General features: G+C 64.9%; 10 protein-coding genes. 5 read left to right on the top strand and 5 right to left on the bottom strand.

The window, feature by feature from the left end:
• Window positions 1-57 precede the first annotated feature (57 nt).
• Genes HWN72_RS11205 through gatB form a run of 3 tightly spaced genes read left to right on the top strand, consistent with a single transcriptional unit; the run spans window position 58 to window position 2,256 of the window.
• Window positions 58-345, top strand: a complete 288-nt coding sequence (locus tag HWN72_RS11205; RefSeq protein WP_036523681.1) for an AbrB/MazE/SpoVT family DNA-binding domain-containing protein — start codon at window positions 58-60, stop codon at window positions 343-345.
• Between the two features lie 26 nt (window positions 346-371).
• Window positions 372-752: a type II toxin-antitoxin system VapC family toxin gene (locus tag HWN72_RS11200; RefSeq protein WP_211150308.1), complete on the top strand. Its 381-nt coding sequence runs from the start codon at window positions 372-374 to the stop codon at window positions 750-752.
• A gap of 1 nt (window position 753) precedes the next feature.
• The gene (gene gatB / locus HWN72_RS11195; RefSeq protein ID WP_069708076.1) at window positions 754-2,256 is read left to right on the top strand and encodes an Asp-tRNA(Asn)/Glu-tRNA(Gln) amidotransferase subunit GatB; all 1,503 of its coding nucleotides are present in this window, start codon (window positions 754-756) and stop codon (window positions 2,254-2,256) included.
• Window positions 2,257-2,683: 427 nt separating this feature from the next.
• Here the strand turns inward: gatB and HWN72_RS11190 are convergent, their stop codons facing one another.
• The 3 genes from HWN72_RS11190 to HWN72_RS11180 all read right to left on the bottom strand — a co-directional run bounded on the left by HWN72_RS11190 (window position 2,684) and on the right by HWN72_RS11180 (window position 6,630).
• Window positions 2,684-2,989: a hypothetical protein gene (locus HWN72_RS11190; RefSeq protein WP_211150307.1), complete on the bottom strand. Its 306-nt coding sequence runs from the start codon at window positions 2,987-2,989 to the stop codon at window positions 2,684-2,686.
• Window positions 2,986-5,907, bottom strand: coding sequence for a pitrilysin family protein (locus HWN72_RS11185; RefSeq protein WP_211150306.1), 2,922 nt, complete (start codon window positions 5,905-5,907; stop codon window positions 2,986-2,988). The genes HWN72_RS11190 and HWN72_RS11185 overlap by 4 nt, the downstream gene beginning before the upstream one ends.
• Window positions 5,908-6,174: 267 nt before the next feature.
• Window positions 6,175-6,630, bottom strand: a complete 456-nt coding sequence (locus HWN72_RS11180) for a nuclear transport factor 2 family protein (protein WP_069708073.1) — start codon at window positions 6,628-6,630, stop codon at window positions 6,175-6,177.
• A gap of 272 nt (window positions 6,631-6,902) precedes the next feature.
• Here HWN72_RS11180 and clpB point away from each other — a divergent pair, with 272 nt between their 5' ends.
• Window positions 6,903-9,482 (top strand): ATP-dependent chaperone ClpB, encoded by a 2,580-nt coding sequence (gene clpB / locus HWN72_RS11175; protein ID WP_211150305.1) that lies wholly within the window; start codon window positions 6,903-6,905, stop codon window positions 9,480-9,482.
• Between the two features lie 63 nt (window positions 9,483-9,545).
• On the opposite strand, the gene HWN72_RS11170 is transcribed toward clpB, so the two are convergent.
• Entirely contained in the window at window positions 9,546-12,548 is a 3,003-nt protein-coding gene (locus tag HWN72_RS11170) for a TonB-dependent receptor domain-containing protein (protein WP_008830334.1), read from the bottom strand.
• A gap of 265 nt (window positions 12,549-12,813) precedes the next feature.
• Entirely contained in the window at window positions 12,814-15,822 is a 3,009-nt protein-coding gene (locus HWN72_RS11165) for a TonB-dependent siderophore receptor (RefSeq protein ID WP_008830335.1), read from the bottom strand.
• A gap of 468 nt (window positions 15,823-16,290) precedes the next feature.
• Between HWN72_RS11165 and HWN72_RS11160 the strand changes: the two genes are divergently transcribed.
• Entirely contained in the window at window positions 16,291-17,076 is a 786-nt protein-coding gene (locus HWN72_RS11160) for an SDR family oxidoreductase (RefSeq protein ID WP_036523705.1), read from the top strand.

Below are 17,076 nucleotides of genomic sequence, written 5' to 3'. Positions count from 1 at the left end.
GGCATCGGCCCAGTCGCTGCGTTGACGGTAATGCGGGCGAGAGGTAATACTTTCGCCGTGAAGTTCGAGTCCAACATGACGGTCAAGGGCCAGGTTACGGTGCCCAAGGACATCCGCGATGCGCTGGGCCTCAAGCCCGGTCAGGCGGTGGCGTTCGAGTTGGACGGCGACGGCAATGCCCGCATCATCCGTGCCGACGATCCGGCGCGGATCGAAGCGCGCAAGGAAGCATTCCTGGGCCGCCTGCACGAAACGCGAGCTAAATTTGCGGGCAAGGCGCTGGAGCCGGACATGGACGGGCTCGAATACCAGCGCATGATGCGCGGCGACGGGCCGGAAGTGTGATCTTCGATTCGAATGTCGTCATCGACATGCTCGGCAACCGCGCTCCCGACTATTTCCACCAGCGGATCGCCGATCTGGGCGCGGCAAGCGACCTGTTCGTCAACGAGATCATCTTCGCGGAGATTTCCGGCAATTATGCCTCCGCGCAGGACGTTGCAGACCTGCTGAACGGCTTCGGGCTGAATACGGCGCGGCTGTCGCTGCCCGATTGCCACCGGGCCGGAACGGCATACAGGCAATACCGGCGCAACGGCGGCGTCCGCACCAGCATCCTGCCCGATTTCCTGATCGGCGCGCAGGCGGCGAACCGGGGCTGGCCTATTGTCACGCGGGACCGTAAGGGGTTCGCGACGTATTTTCCCGAGGGCGACTTGATCGACCCGTACATCGACACAAGTAAGGCTTGAGATGTCCACTTCCACCTATCGCATCCAGGGCGCCACCGGGGACTGGGAGGTCGTGATCGGCCTTGAAGTCCATGCGCAGGTCACGTCCAATTCCAAGCTGTTCTCCGGCTCGGCGACGGCGTTCGGCGCGGAGCCGAATACGCAGGTCTCGCTGATCGACGCGGCGATGCCGGGCATGCTGCCGGTGCCGAACGGCGAGTGCATCCGCCAGGCGGTGCGTACCGGCATGGCCATCGATGCGCAGATCAACAAGTGGTCGCGTTTCGATCGCAAGAACTACTTCTACGCCGATCTTCCGCAGGGCTACCAGATCAGCCAGCTCTACCACCCGCTCGTCGGCGAAGGCTCGCTGACGATCGAGGCGGACGAGAAGGCCGGTATCCCCGAGGACAAGGTCATCGGCATCGAGCGCATCCACGTCGAGCAGGATGCGGGCAAGCTGATGCACGATCAGCACCCGACGATGTCCTACGTCGACCTCAACCGTTCGGGCGTGGCGCTGATGGAGATCGTCAGCCGTCCGGACATGCGCTCGCCCGCAGAGGCCGGGGCCTATGTCGCCAAGCTGCGCACGATCCTGCGCTACGTCGGTTCGTGCGACGGCAACATGGACCAGGGCTCGATGCGCTGCGACGTCAACGTCTCGGTCCGCAAGCCCGGTGACGAGTTCGGCACCCGTACCGAAACCAAGAACGTCAATTCGGTGCGCTTCGTCATGCAGACGATCGAGCACGAGGCGAACCGCCAGGTCGACGTGATCGAGGGCGGCGGCAAGATCGTGCAGGAAACCCGCCTGTTCGATCCGAACAGCGGCACCACCCGCTCAATGCGCTCGAAGGAAGACGCGCACGACTATCGCTACTTCCCGGACCCGGACCTGCTACCGCTGGAACTGGACGATGCGTTCCTGGAGGCGTGCCGCGCCTCGCTGCCCGAACTGCCGGACGCCAAGCGCGCGCGCTACGAAGGCGAACTGGGGCTGTCGGCCTACAATGCCGCGGTGCTGACCACCGACGTCGATACGTTCCAGTGGTTCGAGGCGCTGCTGGCCGAGACCGCTTCGGCGCAGGGCAAGGCGCCTGCCGAAGTCGCCAAGCAGGCGGCGAACTGGCTGATCTCGGAGTTCTTCGGCGCGCTCAACAAGCTGGGCAAGAGCCTCGAGGATTCGCCGGTCAGCCATGCGCAGGCCGCCGAACTGCTGGCGCTGGTCGGCAAGGGTACGATCTCCGGCTCGATCGCCAAGCAGGTGCTTGAGATCATGCTCGAAACCGGCGACGGCGCGGGTGTCATCGTCGAGCGCGAGGGGCTGAAGCAGGAATCGGACACCGGCGCCATCGAGGCCAAGGTGGACGAGATCCTCGCCGCCAACGCCGACAAGGTCGCGCAGTACCGCGAGGGCAAGGTGGCGCTGTTCGGCTTCTTCGTCGGCCAGACGATGAAGGCGATGCAGGGCAAGGCCAACCCGCAGGTCGTCAACGAGATCTTGAAGGCGAAGCTCGGCTGACGCTTAACAAGCCTCACGAAAAAGCCGCCGTGCCGTTTCTTCGGTCCGGCGGCTTTTTTGTGTCCGCTGTGCAACTCTTGTTGTCCCGGGAAGGGACTGTTCGCAATAATCCGCTTGTATTCGCAATTCCCGGTGCTATCGATTGCGCGAAGACCGGGGGGGTCTTTCCAACAATTTCGCGCTGGCGTGCCCAAGGGGCATCGTCCGCGCATTCGGCGAAGCGGGGCATCTGGCTCCGCGCGCTGCACGAGCTCACCTGGGGGGGTGAGGGGGCCCGGCATTGCGCCACAGTGGAGCGCGCGGTGTCGGGCCTTTGCAGTTTTCCAACCTGATTCTCGTCATTGCGAGCGTAGCGAAGCAATCCAGAGCGGTTTATGTGGCCCTGGATTGCTTCGCTACGCTCGCAATGACGATCGGGGATGCGGGCTCAGCCCGCGCGCCGCGTTCCCGTCAGTTCCATCGCGCCGAACATCCCGGCTTTCACCGTGCCGGTCAGCGCATCGCCCTCGACCGTCGCGGAACAGTCGAGGTCCATCGGCATCGGCACGGTCATCTTCATCGACCACGTCAGGGTCTGCCCGGCAATGCGGCCGTTGGTCACGTCCATGCTGCCAAGGTCGCCGGTGATGTTCCCGGAGAAGCTGTCGCCTGCTCCGGGCTCGATGGTGAGGACGCCCTTCTGGCGGCCCAGCGGGGTATTGGTGACGCAGTCGTACGTGCCGGCAACGGTCATTCGGAAGCTCCTTCGCTCTCGTTCTCGCCCGCGACGCTGGGTGCGGGGCGGACCTCTACGGGCAAACCCAGGGCCTTGAGCTGCGGTTCCACGATCTTGCGGTCGCCGACGATCACCCAGGTCAAGTCGGCGGGCTGCAGATACTGCGCCGCCGCGCCGCCGATCCGCTTCGCGTCGATGCCGCGATAGGTCTGCGCGAGCTTCACATAGTAATCTTCAGGCCGTCCCAGCCGGTCGTTCTTGACGATGGCGGCGAGCACTTGCGCATTCGTCTCGAAGTCGTTGGGCAAGCTGCGGATCGCGCCGTCGGTGACGCGCTGGTACTCCTCGGCCGAAATCGGCTGCTTCGTCGGCAGGGCGCTCATGTCGGCGATGATGGCGCGGATCGAATCGCCCGTGCGGTCGGCCTGCACGGGCGCCATGACCTGCATCGTCACCGGCCCCGTCGCTTGGCTGATGCCCGAGCGTACGCCGTAGCTCCAGCCCTTTTCCTCGCGAATGTCGAGGTTCAGGCGCGAGAGGAAGCCGTTGCCGACGACGTCGTTCGCCAGCATCAGCGATTCCTCGTTCGGCGTGCGGCCGGTCAGCGGCAGCACCCGCCCGGCGAGGATCACCGACTGCGGAGAGTTCGGCCGGTCGATCAGCACTACGCGCGATGCGGGTGCGGGCGTCGCGGTGTCGAGCGATTTCACCGGCTTGGGTGCGGCCGGGGCCTTCCAGCCGCCGAACGCCTTTTCCAGCAGCGGCTTGAGCTGCTCCATGGTCACGTCGCCGACCACGGTGATCCGCGCGAGGTCGGGGCGCAGCCACTTGGCGTGGGCGGCGCGCAGCGCCTCGGGCGTGAGGGCGGCGAGCGCGGTGTCGCTGCCGAGGCCGTCGCCGGGCTGGGCATAAGGATGAGTGCCGAAGAGTTCGCCGCTCATCGTACGCGAGGCCAGCGCGCTCGGCGTCGATTGGGCCTGCGCCAGTTCGGCCTGCGCCTGTCCGCGCGCGCGGTCGAAGTCGGCCTGCGCGAACGCCGGATGCAGCAGCACGTCGGAGGCCAGCGCCAGCGAGGGCGCGAGATTGTCGCTCAGTGCGCTCAGCGTCAGGCTGCTGGTGTCGAGGCTGGCACCGGTGCCGATCGAGGCGCCGAGGCGCTCCTGTTCCTCGGCGATCTGGGTGGCGTTGCGGGTCTTGGTGCCTTCCTCGAGCATGCCGAGCATCAGCCCCTGCGTGCCCGGCGTGTCGAGCGCATCGGCCGCGTACCCGGCGTCGAAGTCGATCGACAGGACCAGCTTGGGCACCGTGGTCCGCCGCGCCAGCGTGACGGGGATGCCGTTCGAGAGCGTGGTGCGCTCGATCGCCGGGAAGGCGAGGGCGCTGACCGGCGCGACCGGCGGCGCACTGCGCCTGGGCGCGGGGGCGAGCTTCGGGGCCTTGGCGGCCTTGCCTGCCGCTGCGGGCGGGTTGGCGGCTTCGTCACCCCAGCCGCCCATCTTCGCGCCGTCCTCGGTGCGTGCACCCGGCACCACCGCGATCTTATAGACCGGGCGGCCGAGCCACCTGGACATCGCGGTGCGCACGGCGTCGGGCGTCAGCGCGGCGATGGCCTGCAGGTCCGCCTTGTACTTGGCCGGATCGTTCGAATAGACTTGCCCTTCGGCGAGGGTCGCGCCCTTGCCGGAGAAGCCGCCGACCTGCTCCAGCCCGCCGATCTCGCTCGACAGGATGGAGGTGACAGCGCGGCGCACTTCGTCCTCGCTCGGCCCCTTGGCGACGAAATCGGCGATGACTTTGTCGAGCGCGGCTTCGGCCTTGGCGCGCTGGACGCCGGGCTTCACGTCCATCGAGGCGTCGAGGAAGCTGGCCTGCTCGAACGTCTGGGCAGAGGCGGTGACGGAGACGGCAAGCTGCTGCCCGCGCACCAGTTCGTTGTCCAGCCGTGAGCTGGCGAGGCCGCCGAGGATGTGCATGCCGATGCGCAGGGCGGGGGCGTCCGCATCGTTGAGCCCGGGGCCGCTCCAGTCGCGGCTGAGGCGCAGGGTCGGCACCTGATCGGTCAGGTCGCGCGAGATCGGCGCGGACAGGGTGACCGGCCCGGCCGCGACGGGGGCGACTTCAGGCCCCTTCGGGATCGCGCCGAACCACTTCTCGACCTTGGGCTTCGCGGTCGCCGCGTCGATGTCGCCCGAGAGGACGAGGACGACGTTGTTGGGGCCGTAATGGTCGGTGAACCACTTGCGCACGTCGGTCAGGCTGGCGGCGTCTAGGTCGGCCATCGAGCCGATCGTCGAGTGGTGATAGGGGTGGCCGACCGGGAACAGGCCCTCGGCCACCGCATATTCGGCGAGGCCGTAGGGCTGGTTGTCGCCCTGCCGCTTCTCGTTCTGGACGACGCCGCGCTGCTTGTTGAGCTTGTCCTGCGTGACGGCGGGGAGCAGCGCCCCCATGCGGTCGCTCTCCATGAACAGCGCAAGGTCGAGCGCGCCGGTCGGCACCGTCTCGATGTAGTTGGTGCGATCGTACCAGGTGGAGCCGTTGGTCGAGGTGGACCCGGCCGCTTCCAGCGGAATGTCGAAGTTGGGCACGTTGGATGAGCCGCCGAAGAACAGGTGCTCGTACAAGTGCGCGAAGCCGGTCTTGCCGCGCGGCTCGTTCTTGGAGCCGACCTTGTAGTAGAGCGTGACGCCCACGATCGGCGCCTTGCGGTCGGTATGGACGATGGTGGTCAGGCCGTTGGCGAGGACGAACTTTTCGTAGGGGATGTCGACCTTCGCGACCAGTTCCTGCGGCGATGCGGCGGCGGGCCGAGGCGGTGCGGCCTCCGGTGCAGGCGGCGTGCTGGCGACAGGCGTGCCGGAGGGGGCGGCAGCGCAGGCGGAGAGGAGAAGGGCGGCGGCGAGAGCGCTCAGGCTCGACGTGGATACGGATCGCATGAGCGGGAGGTTAGCAGCTTGTTTCGGCGTGGCCAGCGGCAAACTTTACGCGCACTTCCGGCTTTCGTGCATGCAGTGGGGGCTTCGACAAGCTCAGCCTGAGCGGGAATTGGAAAACTGCTTTGAAAACCTGTCCGAGCTAATTGAGCAGGAACAGGAGACCCGCTCTCAAATCCGCTCAGGCTGAGCCTGTCGAAGCCCCATCAGCCACCCACTGCCCGAAGACCGCCAGCGATCCCGGAGTAAGTCACGGGCGATGAAGGTGCTTTACCCCCGCTTGAAGATCTGCCCCGAATCGAACAGCGAGATCCGCCACTCGCCATCGGCATCGCGGCGGCATTCCATCTTCACGTCGGCGACCGCGAGCGGGTCGCAGTACTTGTCGAAAGGCCCGTCGCCCAGCGCCGCGAAGAACACCAGCAGGTAGCCGACTTTCGCATGGTCCTCGCCCTCGAAACCGACCCGCAGCGAGGTGATGATATGCCGCATGGTCATGAGGCCCGCGCCCGCCTTCATGGTCTCGGCGCGGCCCTTGTAGAACGCCTCGACCGCCGCCAGCCCCTCGCGCCACTGGCCGCCGACGTTGTAGCGGACATCCTCGGCGAGGCAGTCGGTCTCGCGCATCTTCAGGCCGTTGTGGATGTCGAGTTCGTCGCCCCACTCGTAGATCACCTGCTTGATCGCGAGGACGTCTGCCGCCTGCTGGGGTGTGAATTTCGCCATTGAGCCTCTTCCCGTGGGGTTATCGCGCGAAGGCTAGGGCAGGGCTTCGGGCGGGGCTAGGTCGGCGGGTGCTTTACCGCCCCGGCGAAACGCCCTCTGGCAAATCGGCAACGGGCACCCATCTTTGCCTCGGCAGCCGGCTCCGGCCTGCTCCTGTTGCGCCCGATCAACGACTTCGGGCATTTCACCGACTAAGGAAAAATTCGGGCGCCCAGCCCTTGTGTTGCATATAAGCAACACCATATGAGCGGGATCAGGAGGCACATTCCACAATGAATCTCGAAAAGTTCACTGACCGCGCCAAGGGTTTCCTGCAGGCCGCGCAGACCGTCGCGATCCGCCTGAACCACCAGCGCATCGCGCCCGAGCATATCCTCAAGGCCCTGCTCGACGATCCCGAAGGCATGGCCGCCGGGCTCATCAAGCGCGCCGGTGGCAACCCGGTGTTCGCGACGCAGGAACTCGACAAGGCGCTGGCGAAAATCCCCGCCGTTTCGGGCAGCGGCGCGGCCGGTTCGCCGGGTCTGGACAACGACGCCGTGCGTGTCCTCGACGCGGCCGAGCAGGCCGCGACCAAGGCGGGCGACAGCTTCGTCACCGTCGAGCGGCTGCTGCTGGGCCTCGTGCTGGCGACGACCACGGCGGCGGGCCAGGCGCTCAAGGCGGGCAATGTCACGGCGCAGGCGCTCGAAGCCGCGATCACCGAGCTGCGCGGCGGCCGGACGGCCGACAGCGCGGGCGCGGAGAACGCCTACGACGCGATGAAGAAGTACGCCCGCGATCTCACGCAGGCGGCGAAGGACGGCAAGCTCGACCCGGTCATCGGCCGCGACGAGGAGATCCGCCGCACCATCCAGATCCTCGCGCGGCGCACCAAGAACAACCCCGTGCTGATCGGTGACCCCGGCGTCGGCAAGACCGCCATCGCCGAAGGGCTCGCGCTGCGCATCGCCAATGGCGACGTGCCCGACAGCCTCAAGGACCGCAGCCTGATGTCGCTCGACATGGGCTCGCTGATCGCGGGCGCCAAGTACCGCGGCGAGTTCGAGGAGCGCCTGAAGGCCGTACTCGACGAGGTGAAGGGCGCTGACGGCCAGATCATCCTGTTCATCGACGAGATGCACACGCTGATCGGCGCGGGCGCCTCCGAAGGCTCGATGGATGCGGGCAACCTGCTCAAGCCTGCGCTGGCACGCGGCGAACTGCACTGCATCGGCGCGACGACGCTCGACGAATACCAGAAGTACGTCGAGAAGGACGCCGCGCTGCAGCGCCGCTTCCAGCCCGTGTTCGTGGGCGAGCCGACGGTCGAGGACACGATCTCGATCCTGCGCGGGCTCAAGGAAAAGTACGAGCTGCACCACGGCGTGCGCATCACCGACGGCGCGATCGTGGCGGCGGCGACGCTGTCCAACCGCTACATCACCAACCGCTTCCTGCCCGACAAGGCGATCGACCTGATGGACGAGGCCGCCAGCCGCATCCGCATGGAAGTGGAAAGCAAGCCCGAGGAGATCGAGAAGCTCGACCGCCGCATCGTCCAGCTCAAGATCGAGGAAATGGCGCTCGGCAAGGAGAGCGATTCCGCGTCGAAGGACCGGCTTGCCGCGCTGCGCGTGGAACTCAGCAACCTCGAACAGCAGTCGAGCGAACTGACCACCCGCTGGCAGAACGAGCGCGACAAGATCGCGGCGGAAGGCAAGCTCAAGGAACAGCTCGACGCCGCGCGCATCGAACTGGAGCAGGCCCAGCGCGGCGGCGACTACGCCAGGGCGGGCGAGTTGTCCTACTCGACGATCCCCGCGCTGGAGGCGAAGCTGGCGGAGGCGCAGGCCACCGCCGGGAACGCCTTGCTGCGCGAGGAAGTGACCGAGGACGACATCGCCGGCGTCGTCAGCCGCTGGACCGGGGTTCCGGTCGACCGCATGCTGGAAGGCGAGCGCGAGAAGCTGCTCAAGATGGAGCAGATCATCGGCGGCCGCGTGATCGGCCAGACCGATGCCGTCGCCGCCGTCTCCAAGGCGGTGCGGCGCGCGCGCGCGGGCCTGCAGGACCCGAACCGGCCGCTCGGCTCGTTCCTGTTCCTCGGCCCCACGGGCGTCGGCAAGACCGAGTTGACCAAGGCGCTGGCGGGCTTCCTGTTCGACGACGACACCGCGATGGTGCGCATCGACATGTCGGAGTTCATGGAGAAGCACGCGGTCGCCCGCCTGATCGGCGCGCCTCCGGGCTATGTCGGCTACGAGGAAGGCGGCGTGCTGACCGAGGCGGTGCGGCGGCGGCCTTATCAGGTCGTGCTGTTCGACGAGGTGGAGAAGGCGCATTCCGACGTCTTCAACGTGCTGCTGCAGGTGCTCGACGACGGGCGCCTGACCGATGGGCAGGGCCGTGTGGTGGACTTCACCAACACGCTCATCATCCTGACCAGCAACCTCGGCAGCCAGTACCTTGCCGGTCTGGATGAAGGCGTGGACGTCTCCACCGTGGAGCCGCAGGTGATGGAAGTGGTGCGCGGGCATTTCCGGCCCGAGTTCCTCAACCGCCTCGACGAGATCGTGCTGTTCCACCGCCTCGGGCAGGAGCACATGGCGCCGATCGTCGATATCCAGGTGGCCCGCGTGCAGAAGCTGCTCAAGGACCGCAAGATCGTGCTCGACCTGTCGGACGCGGCGAAGCGGTGGCTGGGGCGGGTGGGTTACGACCCGGTCTACGGCGCCCGGCCATTGAAGCGCGCGGTGCAGCGGTACTTGCAGGACCCGCTGGCGGAGAAGTTGCTGGCTGGCGAGGTGCCCGATGGCTCGCACGTCCGCATCGAGGACGGCGACGGCGCGCTGGTAATGAGCGTGGAGTGACGAAAACGGGCCGGGAAGCAACGCTTCCCGGCCCGAATCTCATGTGGCTCGATCTTGTGAAGATCAGAACACGTTCGCCTTCACGCCCATGAAGAACGAGCGGCCGACCGCGCTGATCGGATAGGCGACTGCACCCACGTCGGGCTTGGTGTCGAACAGGTTGTTGACACCGCCGTAGATCGTGAAGCGGTCATCGACGTTGTACGATGCGTACAGTTCGTGCTCCCACTTCTCCTTGTACCAGATGTACTGGCTGGGCAGGTAGTCGGGGTTGGCCGCTTGCTGCTCGCGGGTGACCCGGCGAGTCTTGTCCCACCAGTTGATGCCGTAGTTCAGCGAGAACGGGCCCTTGATCCAGGTAAGGTCGAAGGTCGCGCTGAACTTGGGTGCCGGGTACGCCGAGCTGTCCAGTTCGTTCTGCGCCACGGCGCCGAGCGAGGGAACGAATTCCAGTTTGTTGAGATAGTTGCCAACGAGGCTGAACAGGAAGCTGCCGACGGCCGGCGAGGCTTCGAGGCGATACTGCAGGTTCAGGTCGAGACCTGCCGTCTTGTACGATGCGACGTTCTGCGGGACTACGCTGAAGCCGTTGATGTAGCCGGTAGTGCCGCTGCGGGTGATGAGCGAACAATACTGGTTCTGCAGCGTCGGCTGGTCGTAGCAGAGGTCCACGATGTCCTGCGCGGTCGAGTAGTTGATCGCCTTGCTGATACGGATGTTGTACCAGTCTGCGCTGAGAGTGAAGCCTTTCAGGAAGCTCGGACGCAGCACCACGCCGGCGGTCCAGGTCTTGGCCTTTTCCTCGGAGAGGTTCGGGTTGCCGCCCTGGGTGCCCAGCAGGCTGCTGTTCTGCGGTGAGGTCTGGTCGTCGGCCGGGTTGAAGTCGATGATCTGCTGCGGGGTAAGGCCGGCAGCGGTCAGCGCCGCGGTGCAGTTGGCCTGGCGGGGTGCCTTGCCTTCGGCGATGCGTTCCGGGCCGCACGGGTCGGTGATGAACTCGTAACCGCCGCTGGTGCCGGCAAACAGCTCGGTGATGTTCGGTGCACGCACCGAAACCGAATAGGTGCCGCGGAACGAAACGTCTGCGATCGGCGCATACGTGCCGTTGACGTTCCAGGCGGTGTTCGTGCCGACCGTCGAGTAGTCCGAAACGCGCAATGCGCCACCCAGGCTCAACTCATGAGCCAGCGGGGCATCGAGCAGGATCGGCAGACGGATTTCTCCGTAGGCTTCCTTTACGTCGTACGAACCGCCGTCGATCGTCGCCTGCGCGCTGTCGGCCAGGAAGCCGTTCTGCGTGTAGTACGACGGGATCTGAAGGCTGCTCTCCTTGCGGTACTCGAGACCGACGGCGAAGCCGATCGGGCCGCCCGGCAGTTCGAAGAACCCACCGGTGTCACCCGAAATACTGGCCGAGCCGACGTACTGGCGTAGGCGGGCATAGTCGGTGTGGGTCGCGAGAATGAAGGCCAGCGCCTCAGGCGAAGGCGAGCCGTTGCCCAGGACGTTGAGCGGTACGCACTGGCCGGGCTGGAACGTCAGCGGCGCGCCGCTGTAGAAGGGCGAGCCGAAGCTGTTGCCCATTATCTCGGTCTGGCCGGGCAGGTTGATGCGGCAGGTCACGCCGCCGTTGCCGTCGGACACCGCGTCCAGCGCCGCCGAGTAGCGATCGAGGATACGGTCGCCCGAGGCGGTCGCCCGCTGCGTCGACTGGCCGAAGACGAACGAGGCGTCGTACTTCAGGTGCGATGACAGTTCGCCGTTGGCACCGACGACGGTGCGCCACAACTCGCGGTTCAGTTCCGAGCGGCGGATGCCGAAGTCGAAGTTGTCGCGGCTGACGAGGGCGCCGTCCGGAGCGTTCGCACCAAAGCGCTCGTTCAGATAGTAGTTGTCCGCGAACAGCTCGGTGTAGAAGTCGTAAGTCGGCTGCGCAAAGGTGTACGCCTTGGAACGCACGTACTTCGCTTCCGCATAGAAGTTGAGCGCCGGGCTGACTTCGTAGTGGCCCATCACGTTGACGATGTGACGGCGCAGGAACGGCGTGTAGTCGCCGTAGTACGAATCGCGCGGGGTGCTGTCGCCGCCCACGGTAAACGCGGTGCCGGGGACGTAAGTGCCCAGATCGTACGGGTTGCCTTCACCGGTATAGTCGGGAACGCCGTCGAAATCGATGTCGATCGCGCCGCCCATCGAGCTGTCCGCCCAGCGCAGGTTGTTCATCAGCACGCGGTCGGGCACGTTCGGATCGTCGCGTGTCGAGCCGGGGGCGCCGTCGGCCGGGTTGCGTACGAAGCTCCAAGTCGGGCCGGTCTTGCCGTAGTTCAGACGCTTGCGCTGCGAGAAGCGGTCGGTCTTGTTGAATTCGTAGGCGAGGGTGATGTTGCCCTTGCCGTCGTCGAAATTGGTGCCAGCAGTTGCCGCGAGGAACTTCTCACCCGCGTCGCCGCGCTGCGAGATCGTGTTCTGGCCACGGATGCGCAGGCCTTCGAAGTCCTTCTTCATAATGAAGTTGACCACGCCCGAAACGCCGTCCGCACCGTAGATCGCCGAGACGCCGCCGGTGAGCACGTCGACGCTCTCGATCAGATCGGTCGGGATGGTGTTGGTATCGACCGATGCGGTGCCGGGATAGCCCGCCACGTGGCGCCGGCCGTCAACCAGCACGAGCGTGCGCGCAGTGCCCAGGTTGCGCAGGTTCAGCAGGTTGACGCCGGTGAGCTGGCCATTGGGCAGGTTCGAGCCGGCGGAATCGATCGCACGGCGCGAACCGAGTAGGGCCGGGCTCTGCGACAGAAATTCGGTGATGTTGGTCCGGCCCGACTGCTCGATCGTGGCGGCGGTGACTGACACGACCGGGTTGGGGTTGTCGAACCCGTTCGGTATGGTGATGCGAGTGCCGGTAACGGTGATGGCATCACCGCTTTCGTCGGCGGTGTCGGTGCCGCTCTGTGCGGTGGCACCCTGTGCGCTGGCTTCTTGAGCGCGCGCTGGCGCGGCGGCCAATACAGCGATCGCCGGAATCGCGGCGACGCCAAGAAGCAGAGTGCTTCTTGCGGTTTTCATGGTGTGTCCCCTTGTTGCTTCGGTGCGGATGTGACGTCCGCGTGCCCGGCCGGAAATCCGGGCAGATGCCGATAGTCTGCCGTGCCAATTCGCAACTGCAACAGCGATTTGCAGGAAAGCTGCAACAAAAGAGTCATTTGTTGTAACATTGCAACAGGTTGCAACAGTTTGTCGTCATTCAGCAGGACACGGATTTCAGACAGACACGCCAAAAAAAAGGCGGCCTCCGAAGAGACCGCCCCATTTTTTGTCCAGACCTTGCGGTTTAGAAGTCAACCTTCGCGCCGAGGCGGAAGTAGCGGCCGACCATGTTGGCCTGGCCCCATGCCGGGTTGTAGTTGAAGATCGAGTAAGCCGCCGACGGGTCGAACTTCGGCTTGATCGCGAACGCATTGAGGATGTTCGCATAGATCGAGAAGTTGTCGCTGACCTGAACATTGGCTGCGATGTCGAAGTTCCACTGCGCACCGACCTTGCACTTCACCGGAGTGCCATCGTCGTATTCGACGACCGAAGCACCGACGCTGGCTGCGCAATCACCCTTCACGCCGCTGTAATCGACCGACGCGAGGTCGTAGCCATGCGTGTAGTATGCGGTACCGGTCAGCGACACCTTGCCCATGGTGAAGGTGTTCTGCCAGGAACCGCGCCACTTCGGCGAACCCGAGCACGAGGTGTAGTCACAGGGGCTCAGCGAGCCGTCGTAACGCTCCTTGGTGCCCGTAGCACGGGTCAGTTCGTACTTGATGAGGTACGAAGCGTCGAGGTTGCTGGTCCAGGTAACCGGGCCGAAATCGTAGCTGATGTTGGCGCCGAAATCGATGCCCTCTACGACCTGCGAGTCCGAGTTGTTGTACGAGTACTCGATGAAGCCCGGGTTCGCGATCGCCGTCAGGTTATCCGGATCGGGATTGAGCGGACGAATAGTCACGCCGGTGACGGCATTGGTCGCGCCGGTACGCAAGTAAGCGTCGAGAGCCGCATCCTGGTCTTCCGCCGAAACGCCGCCGATGATGCCCTTAATCTTCGTGCGGAAGTAATCCACGGTGAAGCTGACATTGCGCATCGGTTCGAACACGGCACCGAACGTGTAGCTGGTCGACTTCTCGGGCTTCAGGTCGGGGTTACCCGTACCGGTACGACCGATGTTGTAGGCAGCGCTTACGTAGTTGTTGTTGTCGTGCGAGGCGCAGTAGGCTGCATAAGTGGTGCAGTCGATCTTGAAGTTGGCGTAACCGGTCGTCGGCAGGCCGTATGCTTCGTTGAACGAAGGAATACGGAAGCCCTTCGACCAGGTGCCGCGCAGCAGGACCTGTTCGATCGGTTTGATCTTGATGCCGAACTTCGGCGAGAAGTTGCTCTGGCCTGACGAATACTTGTCGTAGCGACCCGAAGCAGACAATTCCACCTGATCGATGATCGGCGCGCTGATGTCGTAGAAGGCCGACTTCACGTTGCGGCTGCCGGCAGCGCCGACCGCGTTGATCGTGAAGTAACGGTCATAGGGAGCGGCATCGTTCTGCGGGTTCGCCGACTGGTCGTCGAGCGATTCCTTGCGGTACGATGCACCGACTGCGACCTGCAGCGAACCGCCGGGCAATTCGAACAGTGCGCGCTGGATGGTGCCTTCGACCTGCCACAGCTTGGAGGTCGAGACCTTCCTGTTCACCGGAGCCACATAGTCGCGGACTTCCTGGCTGTTCAGCCAGGGCGCCGCGAAGTTGTACTCGCCGGTCGCGACCATGTCGGCCAGGCGCTGCGGGATCAGGTAGTTGCGGCTGGTGCGCGTGAGTTGCACTTCCGACGCCGTAGCGCCGACGGTGTAGGCCCATTCGTCATCGCTGCCGAAGGTGCCGTTGATGCCCGCCTGGACGCGCATCGAGCGTGCACCGGTTTCGACCGTCTGCGGCTTGTCGTAGCGGCCGCGGATGATCGCGGTCTGGCCGCTGGCGGCGAACGGGTTGTTCGGGTTCAGCGTGCCGTTGGCGGCATTACAGCCCGAGCTGACGTTCAGGTTGTTGACGAAAGTGGCGGTGCCTGCCGAGCAAACGTAGACCGGCAGGACGACGCTGGCCCAGGTGGCCGAACTGGGCGGCGGAGTGGCGTTGGGGAACGCGGCCGGAGAAAGCTGCGAATAGGTGCTGGTCTTGGTCCAGTCGACCGAGACGAACGCCTCTGCCTTCTCGCCGACCTTCACGGTCGCGCGGCCGGCAAAGCCGTAGCGCTTCGTTTCCGGGCGGAGCGTGGCGTAGAGGTTCTTCAAGTCCGCCGAGCAGACATTGCCGTAACGGCCGCTGCTGCTTGCGCTGGCAGGCAGGCTCGTGGGCGTCGAGTTGAACGCGGCGCAGTCCGGATTGAGCAGCTGATAAGGGGTGGTATTGCCACCGGCAGCATTGCTGGCCGCGACGAGCGGAGCAAGCGGGATCGTCGAGCCGCCCAGCGAGCCATCGCCGTTAACGCCGAAGGCGTACCAGCGGGTCGGCGTCTTCATGCAGCCGCCGTTGTCGTTGCAGATGTTGCCGAGATAGCCGGTGTTGAACTTGTCGCCGCGGTTGCGAGCCCAGATCTCTTCGTTCTTGCGGTACATGCCGCTGACGTAGAAGTTGAAGCCGTCGGTTTCGAGATCGCCGTGGCCCACGGTGAGGTCAAGACGCTGTTCGCTGCCGTCGCCGTGGTCGGAGATGCCGTTCGAAACGTTGGCGTGAATGCCCTGGACCTGCTTCTTGGTGATGACGTTCACCACGCCGGCGACTGCGTCAGCGCCGTAAGTCGACGAAGCGCCGTCCTTCACGACTTCGATACGGTCGATAACCGCGTCGGGGATCGAGTTGAGATCGACGAAGTTGCGGTGTCCGTCATCCGCGACCGGGTACATGGCCATGCGCATGCCATCGACGATCGTCAGCGTGTTCTGAACGGTCAGGCCGCGCAGCGAGATCGCGTTCGCGCCGGCTGCGAAGTTGTTGCCGTTGTTCCAGCCTTCCGAGATCGTGCCCGAGCCGTTGGCGGAGAGGCGCTGAAGTGCTTCGGCTGCGGTGTTGATGCCGCGCTGTTCGAAGTTGTCGGCGGAGATGACGGTGACCGGCGAAGCCGTCTCGGCATCGGTGCGGCGCAGCAGCGAGCCGGTGACGATGATGACGTTCGAATCGTCGGAGGCCGCCTCTTCCGACTTCTGCGGAGCTGCGTCCTGCGCGTGCGCAGTTCCGCACAGCAGTGCGAAAGCCGTGAGGCTTGTCGCGCCGCGCAGCGCGGCCTTCTGGATTGTGGTTTTCACTTTTGTGTCCCTTGTTGCTTCGTTCAGCAGGCGAATGCGTGACCAAGTTCGCCTGATGACCCGTTGCCGGCTTTCGGATGCGCGCACGCATCGTGATGCCATGTGAAATGTTGTTGCGCCGGAGGGATCGCCTTTCAACGGAATTTGCCAAGTTGGGAGAAATGGGTTGGCGATTGTGGCAATGACGCAACAGCCATGCGCGACGAACCGTGGCCGTTCTGCAACCGCGCAAGGATTCCAGCCGATTAGTTGGAACAATAGACCTGTTGCATATAGGCATTGTCCACAGAGTTTCTTGCGCACGCCATCGCCCCGGTGAAATCCTGTTGCGTTGCTGCAAATCGATCTTGCGCAATGGATTGACCGGCCCTCTCGAGGCATTTAACCGATTGATTAAATCGCCTCGGACAAAATCGATGGTCTGCTTCGCCGGATCGGCATAGGGCGCGACAGGAAAAGGAAATCGGCATGAAACTCGACAACTCCATGGCCGCAGTGGTCACCGGCGCGGCTTCCGGACTTGGCGCGGCGACGGCGCGGGCGCTCGCGGCGCAGGGCGTGAAGGTCGCGATCTTCGACCTCAATGCCGAAGCTGGCGAAGCGCTTGCAGCCGAGATCGGCGGCGTGTTCTGCGCGGTCAACGTGACCGACGAGGACAGCGTGATCGCCGGATTCGCGAAAGCACGCGCGGCGCATGGGCAGGAGCGGGTGCTGGTCAATTGCGCAGGCATCGCGCCGGCCGCCAAGACCGTCGGCAAGAATCGCGAGACGGGCGAGCCCAGGTCGCACGACATGGCGCTGTTTGAGAAGGCGATCGCGATCAACCTCGTGGGCACCTTCCGCTGCATCAGCAAGTCGGCCGCGGGCATGGCGACGCTGGAGCCGCTCGACGCGGCCGGTTCGCGTGGGGCCATCGTCAACACCGCGAGCGTCGCGGCGCAGGACGGCCAGATCGGGCAGGCCGCCTATGCCGCGTCGAAGGGCGGGGTACTGGCGATGACGCTGCCGGTGGCGCGTGATCTCATGAGCGAGGGCATTCGCGTCAACACGATCCTGCCGGGCATTTTCGAGACGCCGATGATGGCGGGAATGCCGCAGGGCGTGCAGGATGCGCTGGCGGCGATGGTGCCGTTCCCCAAGCGCCTCGGCAAGGCGGAAGAGTACGCGAAGCTGGCGTTGTTCATGCTGGAGCACGACTATCTCAACGGCGAATCGATCCGTCTCGACGGTGCGATCCGCATGGGGCCGAAGTAA

The organism is Novosphingobium sp. HR1a (assembly GCF_015594425.1).
Classification (GTDB): Bacteria; Pseudomonadota; Alphaproteobacteria; order Sphingomonadales; family Sphingomonadaceae; genus Novosphingobium; species Novosphingobium resinovorum_A.
This window is presented reverse-complemented; position numbering and strand designations above follow the sequence as displayed.